The organism is Nostocoides australiense Ben110, from assembly GCF_001050535.1.
GTDB classification, from domain to species: domain Bacteria; phylum Actinomycetota; class Actinomycetes; order Actinomycetales; family Dermatophilaceae; genus Nostocoides_A; species Nostocoides_A australiense.
The window spans coordinates 4,144,782-4,153,095 of record NZ_HG764815.1; the positions used below are offsets into that span (position 1 = coordinate 4,144,782).

Annotated in this window: 9 protein-coding genes and 2 pseudogenes; 8 read left to right on the forward strand and 3 right to left on the reverse strand. The window is 66.9% G+C overall.

Annotated elements, in window-relative coordinates; genetic code table 11:
* On the reverse strand, window positions 1–1,243 hold a 1,243-nt coding region (locus tag BN11_RS20475), incomplete at its 3' end, for a recombinase family protein (protein ID WP_235435571.1).
* A 422-nt stretch (window positions 1,244–1,665) separates the two neighbouring features.
* On the opposite strand from BN11_RS20475, the gene BN11_RS20480 reads away from it, so the two are divergent.
* From BN11_RS20480 to BN11_RS22220, 5 genes and pseudogenes are all read left to right on the forward strand, one after another.
* Window positions 1,666–2,148, forward strand: coding sequence for a DUF1579 family protein (locus BN11_RS20480; RefSeq protein WP_048700279.1), 483 nt, complete (start codon window positions 1,666–1,668; stop codon window positions 2,146–2,148).
* Window positions 2,148–2,552 carry a DoxX family protein gene (locus BN11_RS21470; protein WP_053084201.1) on the forward strand — a complete coding sequence of 135 codons (405 nt, stop codon included), beginning with the start codon at window positions 2,148–2,150 and terminating at the stop codon, window positions 2,550–2,552. Before BN11_RS20480 ends, BN11_RS21470 begins: the two co-directional genes overlap by 1 nt.
* 110 nt (window positions 2,553–2,662) lie before the next feature.
* Window positions 2,663–3,025, forward strand: a complete 363-nt coding sequence (locus BN11_RS20490) for an ACT domain-containing protein (RefSeq protein ID WP_048700281.1) — start codon at window positions 2,663–2,665, stop codon at window positions 3,023–3,025.
* A complete protein-coding gene (locus BN11_RS20495; protein ID WP_083433922.1) occupies window positions 3,022–3,540 on the forward strand; it encodes an isochorismatase family protein in 519 nt (172 codons plus the stop codon). The genes BN11_RS20490 and BN11_RS20495 overlap by 4 nt, the downstream gene beginning before the upstream one ends.
* Before the next feature lie 1,060 nt (window positions 3,541–4,600).
* Window positions 4,601–5,164: pseudogene (locus BN11_RS22220) on the forward strand (recombinase family protein); the annotation flags it as partial.
* 171 nt (window positions 5,165–5,335) lie between these two features.
* Here BN11_RS22220 and BN11_RS20510 read toward each other — a convergent pair.
* Together BN11_RS20510 and BN11_RS20515 are read right to left on the reverse strand one after the other, a co-directional pair.
* On the reverse strand, window positions 5,336–6,004 hold the full coding sequence (locus BN11_RS20510; protein ID WP_048700286.1) for a DUF899 family protein: 669 nt from the start codon (window positions 6,002–6,004) through the stop codon (window positions 5,336–5,338).
* 37 nt (window positions 6,005–6,041) lie between these two features.
* The gene (locus tag BN11_RS20515) at window positions 6,042–6,698 is read right to left on the reverse strand and encodes a Type 1 glutamine amidotransferase-like domain-containing protein (protein WP_048700288.1); all 657 of its coding nucleotides are present in this window, start codon (window positions 6,696–6,698) and stop codon (window positions 6,042–6,044) included.
* Between the two features lie 139 nt (window positions 6,699–6,837).
* Between BN11_RS20515 and BN11_RS20520 the strand changes: the two genes are divergently transcribed.
* The 3 genes and pseudogenes from BN11_RS20520 (at window position 6,838) to BN11_RS26270 (ending at window position 8,203) form a co-directional block, all read left to right on the forward strand.
* The gene (locus tag BN11_RS20520; RefSeq protein ID WP_048700290.1) at window positions 6,838–7,374 is read left to right on the forward strand and encodes a winged helix-turn-helix transcriptional regulator; all 537 of its coding nucleotides are present in this window, start codon (window positions 6,838–6,840) and stop codon (window positions 7,372–7,374) included.
* 124 nt (window positions 7,375–7,498) lie between these two features.
* Window positions 7,499–7,804: pseudogene (locus tag BN11_RS26265) on the forward strand (serine aminopeptidase domain-containing protein); the annotation flags it as partial.
* A 105-nt stretch (window positions 7,805–7,909) separates the two neighbouring features.
* Window positions 7,910–8,203 carry an alpha/beta fold hydrolase gene (locus BN11_RS26270; protein ID WP_048700292.1) on the forward strand — a complete coding sequence of 98 codons (294 nt, stop codon included), beginning with the start codon at window positions 7,910–7,912 and terminating at the stop codon, window positions 8,201–8,203.
* Window positions 8,204–8,314 lie beyond the last annotated feature (111 nt).

Here is an 8,314-nt window from a genome sequence, read left to right on the forward strand (position 1 = left end):
AACTCCGAAAGGAATCAGGCACGTCATCTGCGTAGTGGGCTTGCAGGAGCCGTTCCTGCTCGTGTTGGAGGCGGTCGCGGTTGGCGGTGAGCTGGGCCAGTTCGTCGACTTCGGCGGACATGAGCTGATCGAACTCGTGGTGCAGCATCCCGGCGAGTGCTTCGTGCTGGGCGGGGGTGATCTGGATGCGCTGGTAGTAGTCCTCGATCAGGTTCTCGACATCGGCGATGAGGATCGCACTGCGGTCACAGTTGGTCCGCTTGGAGTGCCGGCCGGAGCAGACGAAGTAGCAGTAGACGTTGCCGTGTCGGTTCTTCGCGTTCGACACGATCAGCCGGGACCCGCATCCTCCGCAGTGGATGGTGCCTTTGAGGTAGTGGTCGTGGATCTGCGTGGCCTCCGCCGCTGACTTGTGAGCGGTGAGGACGGACTGGACCTGGTACCAGACCTCGGCGGGCACGAGGGGCTGATGGGCTCCCTTGTAGTTGACGCCCCGGTATGTCACGTCGCCCTTGTAGTAGGGGTTGGTCAGCAGCCGCTGCACCGAGGACACGGCCATCGGCTTGGAGGGGCGTTTCGGGGTGGGCAGGCTCATCAGGCCACGGGAGGTGAGTTCGTCGTGGAGCTGGCTGACGGTCCAGTTCCCCGCGGCGTAGGCTTTGAACGCCCACTCGACCAAGGGTGCCCGCTCTGGGTCGAGTTCGACGGTGCGGGCTTCGCGGCCGAGTTCGTCGCGGGTGCGGACGTTGAGATAGCCGATGGGTGCCTTACCGAGGGTTCCACCGCCGGCGGCTTTCTGGGTCATGCCTTTGGTGACTTCGGTGGCGAGGTTGCGGGAGTAGAACTCGGCAATGGTGGACATGATGCCGTGCAGCAGCATCCCCGAGGGTGTCTCGTCGATGTTCTCGGTCGCGGAGACGAGTAGGACTCCGGCTTGCTGGAGGGCGAGGTGGATGGTCACGTCGTCGGCTCGATTGCGGGCGAGGCGGTCGACCTTGTGAACGATGCAGTAGGCGACCTTGTGCTGTTTGACGTAGCGGATCATCCGCATCAGCTCGGGCCGGTCGGCCTTGCGCGCGGACTCACCGGCGTCGACGAACTCTTCCACGACGGCCGCGCCAAGTTGTTCGGCCTTGCGCCGGTTGGCTTCGCGCTGCGCGGGGATGGAGAAGCCCTCGTCGCGGCCGCCCCTCTCTGCCTGTTCCTTGGGACACGCGCAGATACGACACTGCCACCGCGGCACCCTCGGGTGGGTCGATGAGGCTCTGTACCGGGTCGTCACGGACGGGGTCGGTGTTGCTGGACGCGGTGGCCATCGGGGTCCTTCTCTCACGCGGATCGACCCTCGCACCCACGGGTCGAGGCCCGGACGGGGGTGTTGATCGTGAGATCAGCCCGAAGGCTGTAGGACTAGACCCAGACAGGGTCACGTTGCGTGTTGCCCGCCACGCGGCGGGGTTTAGGACCACAACACCACACGCGTTGCGCGAGGCTTGCTTGCTTCATTCTACCGTCCCGGTCCGTCACTGCGCGATAGCCGTAGATGCCGAGGCGCCACGAGACAAAACTCCCAGGTCGATCGAGACAGGCGCATCTGGATCTAGCCGACCAGACGACGACACGATGGACGCGTAACTCAAGGCTCCTCCCCGAAAGGAACACGCGATGAGCGACCACGAGGCTCCAACCGGCGCACCGATCCCGCCAACACCGCACCCGACGCTCCGCGAACTCGACATCCTGGAAGGCGAATGGCGACTCGAGGGCCGCGACAGCTCCGGCCAACCGTTCACCGGCTCAGTCACCCGTCGCTGGCTCGACGGCGGCTTCTTCCTCACCCAAGAGACCCGCATGGACGGGCAACCTCACGACGGCATCGAGTACATCGGGTACGACTCCGCGACCGGCATGCTCCGCTCGATGCTCTTCAGCGCTGAGGGGCCAGGTCCGTTCTGCCCCTTCGCCCTGGAGTACTTCTGGCAGGTGGAAGGTGACAACCTCACCATCTGGCATGGCGAAAAGGGCTCCCCGGCCTTGTTCACGGGCACCATCGACCGCAACGCCGCGACGGTGCAAGGGGCCTGGGAATGGCCGGGAGGCGGCTACCAGGTCGACGCCACCCGCGTGCCGAACCGCGAGGACCAGTGATGACCGCCACCGTCGGTACGACACCTGACACGCCTTCCCGGACACGATCCGCGTCGGTCCTTGCCGGCCTGCGCCTCCTGGTCGCCGCGCAGTTCGCCGTCGGCGGCGCACTCAAGCTCGCCGGGGCCCACGTCATGGTGCAGATGTTCGCCGACATCGGTGCCGGAGACTGGCTGCGCTACCTCGTCGGCGCCGCGGAGGTACTCGGCGCCATCGGCCTCCTCGTCACCCGCGTCAGCCGTCTTGCGGCGGCCGGGCTCGCCATCTTGGTGCTCGGTGCCGCCGCAGCGCGGATGACCGCGCTGGGCGGTGCACCAGTGATCGAGATCCTGCTCATCGCGATCCTGGTGCTGATGACGCGCCCGCTCGACTCATGGCGCCGCCGGCGGAGAGCCGAGGAGTGACCTGGTTGCATGCGACTGTTCGATGACGGGCACGGGACATCAGACTGATGTCTCCCGGCCGGCCGACAGACGCCGATCAGACCGACCGCGAACGCCGAGGAGCTAACGACATGAACGCTGAGCGGCTGCAGCGCCTTCGTGTGCTCGACGGACGATTCGTTCTGGAACGCGCGATTGAGAGTGACTTTGCTCGGGTCGACTGGTTGGCGTTGGTACGGGGCCCGGACGGCGGCGCCATGATGCGTCGCAGCGATGACACAGAGGTGTCTTGGTCGGCGTTGTGGAATGGCGATGAGGCGCATCCCCCTGAAGCAACGGGCATGCTCAGCGCGATCCTGACTCCGCTGGCCGCCGATCGAGTCCCGGTCTGGACGGCCGCGAGCATTGACGGCGACCTCATCCTCGTGCCTACGAGTCGGCTGACCGAGGCAGTCGCTTGCTTGCGACTGGCGGGCCACGAGGTTGTGACGTGAGTCGGAACGTGTCCGTTCGCTCCGACATCGCCTTGGTGGCAATCGACCTCATGGAACGCGTTGTGATGGCTCCCGCCCGCCCCCACAGTGGGCTCGACGTCGTCACCCGAACTATCGTCCTTGCAGAGGCTCTACGGGCGAAGGGCGGTCACGTCGTCTGGGTCAGGTCCGAGCGCCCGACGCCTACCCAGCCGCCCGGCAGCGATCTCGTTCCGTTGGCCAGACCGCAACCCGAGGACCTTATCGTCGTGAAGCGGACCTGGGGTGCCTTCACCGCTACGGGGTTGCACGAACGTCTGCAAGCGCGCGGTGTGACGACCCTCTGGCTCACCGGGATCGCGACCAGCAATGGCGTTGAGTCGACAGGCCGAGCGGCCGACGAACTCGGATATCGACTGGTCTTTGTTGAGGACGCCATGACCGCGCCAGTCGAGGGCGAGCACGAGCATTCGGTTTCAGTCATCTTTCCCAGGCTGGGCAACGTCGTCAGACACTCTCAACTCATCGGTGACTGACACGGCAGCCGCCCGCTTGCCAGTTCGTAGTCCCTTGGGCTGGCAGACCCACCCGTCGCCGGATCATCCCGCATGGGTCGGGTGCCGCGCGCCATCCTGCCGAGACTGTCACCGGTTGGCCACGAGCGACCAAATTTCCTGGCCCTCACATGGGGCCCTGGGGTCGAGCGACGTCATTGAGCGCCCGCAGCTGGGTGGGATCAGCGCCGTCACGCGCTGTCGAATCGCCCGACGTAACGACGTTGCCAAGGCGTCTCGACCGCTCTTGCGTCGTAATGTGCGCGAACGAAGTCGACGGCCTCATCGGCCGAGGCACCGTCCAACACCACTATGCATGCGAGGGCCGTACCTGTCCTGCCTTGCCGCGACCTCCGCGGCACGCGATCTCAACTCGTTCAGACCCAGCCCGCCACCAGGCTTCGCTGAGTGCGTCCAGGGCGTCGCGCTTGTCGCTCGGGAGCCGAAAGTCAGGCCAGCGAACCCATCGCTGCTCCCAGCCCACGGGCGGCGGGGGTCGCCCGAGCAGGTACAGCCCGAAGTCCGGACGCCCAGCAGCCAGCGCCGGTCGGCGCAGCCCGCGACCCCGGATCAGTCGGCCAGACGGAAGGCGCAGCACGCCTGCAGTCGCCGGGTCCCACGCTCGAGTCACATTCTCAGCGTAGGTACTCGACCGACCGCAGTTGCCACATGTCGAGCCTCGTTCGGCCGCCTTGCGACACTGCGGCCGTGCCGACTCCGATCGCCGCAACGGGGGGGCTCGCGGAGCGTGCCGGTGCGGGATCCTGCGCTGGCGCGCTCCGCGAGCCGATCCTGCACCGGTCACCTTCCGGGTGACGATCTCGAACTGGGACCATCCGTTCGCGGGGTCGGTACACCTTGGCTTTACGCCTCTTTACGGATCGACCATTCCGTAAAGCGGCGTAAGAGCCCGATCAGCGAAGTGGCTCGACCGGCTGGCGAAACGAGAGTGGGTATGCGCTGACTGGTCAAGTCGGGCTGGCGCTCGATGCCCGAGCCGATCGCGGCCGCGGCCGGCCGGGCCCACTCCAGGAGGCGCGCCATGAGCGCACTACTTGTCGGGTACGCCCGATGCTCCACCGATCAGCAAGACCTCACCGCCCAACGCGATGGGCTCCTAGGTCTAGGGGTCGAGGCCGACCGCATCTATGTCGACCACGGACTGACCGGCACCAACCGCGAACGCCCCGGACTCCGCGAGGCGCTGGCGGCCTGCCGGGCCGGGGACACCTTGGTGGTGACCAAGCTCGATCGCTTGGCCAGATCCCTGCCCGACGCTCGGGCTATCGCCGACGAGCTCACCGCGCGGGAGATCAGCCTGTCGCTCGGCGGGTCGGTGTATGACCCCACTGGCGCTGTCGGGCGACTGCTGTTCAACGTCCTCGCGATGGTCGCCGAGTTCGAGTCGGACCTGATTCGGCTGCGCACGGTCGAGGGGATGAAGGTCGCGAAGGCCAAGGGCCGGTTGAAGGGCAAGCAGCCGAAGCTGAGCCGGAAGCAGGAGGCTCACCTGGTGTCCCTCGTGCACAGCGGCGAGTACAGCACCCTCGAGGTCGCCGAGCTCTTCGGCGTCGGCCGCTCTACCGTCTATCGCGCGATTCAGCGGCAGCGCTGCGCCGCGAAGGCAGAACTGGCCGGCGCCTCGCAACCGACACCCTCGCGGGACGCCGACGGGCGAAGCTGCCTCGAAGCCGGCCGCGGAGTGCGGCATCCCGGCAGCGGTTCCCTCTCCGATCAAGGACTTCCCGCGAAGTTGCGCCGCATGCCATTCGACGAGTCATCCGTAGGTGGGCTGCTGCGGCCAGCCGTCGGGGCTGTCCTCCCAGTCCTGTTGGCGTCCGTAGACGGTGCGGTCCCTGATGTGCGAGACCGGGAAGATCGCCTCGGTGCCGCGGCCCGTGGTCGCGTAAGTCAGGTAGGGCGTGTCGTCCTTGAGCAGGTAGTAAGAGTATCCGGGGCGCCAGAAGGTCTCGCCGTTCTCGTCGGTGTCGGTCCAGCCGAAGTCGCGGTGGTAGGTCGTGGGGCCGGAGGACACCCACCGATGGATCCAGCCTTGGCGCGTCCGCCAGGCGTTGAGCTTCTCGATCGGGGCGTGGGAGATCATGGCGAAGGCGATGCCTATGTCGGTGAGGCGCCCCATATTCGATGGGAGGTTGTCGACCGCCCAGGTGCATCTCGGGCAGGCCGCATCCCAGTCGGGCCCGAACATCACGTTCTGCACGACGAGCAGGTAGGTGTCACCGAACAGGTCGGTGAGTCGGACCGGACCGTCTGGGCCTGCGAACTTGTAGTTCTCGACCTCCAGCATCGGTAGCCGCCGTCGGCCTGCGGAGACCCGGTCGTTGTGCCGAGTGACCTCCTTCTCGTCCTGGATCTGTCGTGCGAGCGCAGCGTCGAACCTCGCGCGGTCGACGACCTCAGGGGCTGCGCTGGGCTGCGATGTCATGCCGCCGCTCCTTGGTGTCGCTGGCTAGCGCGATGGTTCATGAAAGCGGCTTCCACTGGCCTTCGGAGACGACCTCCAGCTGTCCGCCGCTTACCTTGATGGCGCTGTCGTCGTCGAGGGCGTAGGCAGGTCCGTCGATGTCGGCCGCCCACCTCTCCGCCTCGACCAGGGTGTTCTCTGGGAACACGTCGAGGTGGGGGAAGATCGAGAAGTCCACGAGTCCAAGGGCGCGGTCGTCCTTGGCGGACGGCCACCCGACGAAGTCTTCGCCGATACGCGGGGTCAGCACCATGCTGCCGGCGCTCACCCCGACCCAGACGGTGTCCTGGAGCGAGTGGAGGATGTCGGCCAAGCCCGACTCGCGCATCCAGTGACACAGGTATGTCGTTTCCCCGCCGGCGACCAGCAGCACGTCGGCCTTCCGGACCCAGGGCATCCACTGCTGCGCACCGATGGTCGGTAACGCCGTCAGCTCCAGGACGCCGAGGGACTTCCACGGCAGGGACGTCATGCCACCCCAGGCACGCCCGTCCACCAGGTCCGGCGCCGAGACCGGGATGTCTCGGGGGTAGCCCCACAGCGCCGTGGGAATGCAGAGCGCTGTCGACTCGGCGATCGGCTTGCCGAGTAGGTCGACGAGCGCATCGCTGATGGTCGCGTTGGTGATGCCGCCGGAGGTGAGGAGGAGTTTCACTGCGTGCCTTCCTGGAACGGTCGAGCTCGAATCATCGACTTCTGGGTCGCAGGGCGGCTTTTCCCGAGGTCGCGGACTGATAGTGGAATGCAACTGGTTCGCAACCTAGCATGACCGGTTGCGGAGTACAATCGGTTGCGTGGAACACGATCCCGCGCCAGCCCACCGATCCGGATGCCCGATCAACCAGACGGTCGAGGTGCTGGGGGATCGCTGGTCGCTGGTCGTGCTGCGCGACCTGATGTTCGGCGACCGGCACTACTTCCGAGAACTGCTCTCTTTGTCGGATGAGGGCATCGCCTCCAACATCCTCGCCGATCGGCTGCGACGGCTGGTCGCGGCTGGTTTGCTGTCGCGGTCGAGCGACGACACGCACCGGCAGAAGGTCCGCTACAGCCTGACTGAGGCAGGGGTGCAGCTGGTGCCGGTGATGGCGGCACTTGGGTCGTGGGGGCGGCGGCATCTGCAGCCCAGCCGGGAGCTCTCGGTCCGCGCCGAGCTTCTCGAGCAGGGCGGCCCCGAGTTGTGGAAGCGGTTCATGGACGAGCTGCGCGAGCAGCACCTCGGCGTGCCGCGCTTACCCGGGACGCCGTCGGTCTTCGCCGAGTTTCAAGCCGCCTACGAGGCCGCGATGGCCGCGGCGGACACCGGCGACAAGCAGCGATCAGCACGATGAAGCCCCCGTCCATCCACGACGGTCTGGCGGTCTTCGACCACGGCGGCACCGGTGACGTGGTCGTGCTCCTGCACCCCGGCAACATGGACCACCGCTGCTGGGACACCGTGGTGACCGCGTCGCCATTCACGATGCCGTCCACAGTCGGGGCTCCGCGACTCGTGGCGTACGACCGTCGGGGCTACGGCGCGTCGGCTTCCTTGCACGGCGCGGCGGACCATGTCGCGGACCTGAAACAGGCAGTCGACACCCTCGGCGTCGGACGCGTCTTTCTTGTGGCAACTCAGCAGGCGCGGGGATCGCGTGCCAGTTCGCCCTGCACTGGCCCGACGACGTCGCCGGTCTCCTGCTGCTGGCACCCGCAGTGCCCGGCGCGCCCGCACCCGAGATGGCGGCTTTCCCTCCAGCACAACGCCAACTCATCCAACGGGCACTCGAGACCCGTGAGGCTGAGACTGGCGCCTCGGCCGAGGTGCGACTCTGGCTCGACGGAGCAGCCGCGAACGGCGGCCGGGTAGGAGGAAGCATCCGCCGCGTGGCCTACGACCTGATCCTCGACAACCGACGTCAGGGCGGCATCGAGGATGCCAACGACCCACCCGCTGACACCTGGGAGCGCCTAGACGAGATCACCGCCGCGGTCCGGATCGTCGCCGGCGGAATGGACCTCGACTTCATCACCCACAACGCCACGACCATGGCCTCTCGCATCGTCGGAGCCCGCAGCGAAACGTGGCCAGACGCGGCGCACCTCCTACCCCTGGAGCATCCGGCACGCGTGGCATCCGCGATCCGCGCTCTCATCGCCGCAGCACACCCGGACCCATAACTCGGTCACCCTCTGCAGAAGCTCGCGCAGCGATCTGGTGCAGGCTCCCGGCGTGACGATCCCGCTGTGGTCACGCTCCGCGTGACGATCCTGCACTGGCGCGCTCCGCGA

Excerpts from the sequence above, each read along its gene's own strand:
- BN11_RS20480 (WP_048700279.1), top strand. The coding sequence starts at position 1,666 with ATGAGCGACCACGAGGCTCCAACCGGCGCACCGATCCCGCCAACACCG.
- BN11_RS20510 (WP_048700286.1), bottom strand. The coding sequence starts at position 6,004 with ATGACATCGCAGCCCAGCGCAGCCCCTGAGGTCGTCGACCGCGCGAGG.
- BN11_RS20490 (WP_048700281.1), top strand. The coding sequence starts at position 2,663 with ATGAACGCTGAGCGGCTGCAGCGCCTTCGTGTGCTCGACGGACGATTC.
- BN11_RS21470 (WP_053084201.1), top strand. The coding sequence starts at position 2,148 with ATGACCGCCACCGTCGGTACGACACCTGACACGCCTTCCCGGACACGA.